Source organism: Streptomyces sulfonofaciens (assembly GCF_014656295.1).
In the GTDB taxonomy this organism is placed as follows: Bacteria; Actinomycetota; Actinomycetes; order Streptomycetales; family Streptomycetaceae; genus Streptomyces; species Streptomyces sulfonofaciens.
Genome location: NZ_BNCD01000087.1, coordinates 1 through 670, shown reverse-complemented (window position 1 = coordinate 670; position 670 = coordinate 1). Strand labels below are relative to the sequence as shown.

Here is a 670-nt window from a genome sequence, read left to right as displayed (position 1 = left end):
CCGTCAAACCCCCCCGCCCCACATACCCACGAGCCAACTGAACACCCGCCAGATACAACTCCCCCACCACACCAGGCACAACCGGACGCAAACCACCATCCAGGACATACACCCGCGTGTTCCAGACCGGGCGGCCGATCGGCACCGTGCCCGGGCCGCTCTCGCGGGTCGGGTCGAGGGCCCAGGAGGTGACGTCGACGGACGCCTCCGTGGGTCCGTACAGGTTGTGCAGCTTCGGGCCCAGGACGTCCCGGGCGTGCGCGGCCAGCGCGGATGGGAGCGCCTCGCCGCTGCACAGGACCCGCCGCAGGCCCTCGCCGGCGGCGGCCGCGTCCGGCGCGGCCAGGAAGGCCCGCAGCATGGACGGCACGAAGTGGACGGTGGTGACGCCCCGGGCGCGGATCAGGTCGGCCAGGTAGGCCGGGTCCCGGTGCCCCTCGGGGTCGGCGACCACGACGCGGGCGCCCGTGATCAGCGGCCAGAAGAACTCCCAGACGGACACGTCGAACCCGTACGGCGTCTTCTGCAGGACGGCGTCGGAGGCGTCGAGCCCGTACTCGGACTGCATCCACAGCAGCCGGTTGACGATGCCCGCGTGGGTCACGACCACGCCCTTGGGCGCCCCCGTGGACCCGGACGTGTACATCACATACGCGGGATGCTCCGGCCT

Annotated in this window: 1 protein-coding gene; it reads right to left on the bottom strand. The window is 71.9% G+C overall.

What is annotated here, in order from left to right; all coding sequences use genetic code 11:
• Positions 1-670: AMP-binding protein (locus IE313_RS34685; protein WP_189939361.1), on the bottom strand; the 670-nt coding region annotated here is incomplete at both ends.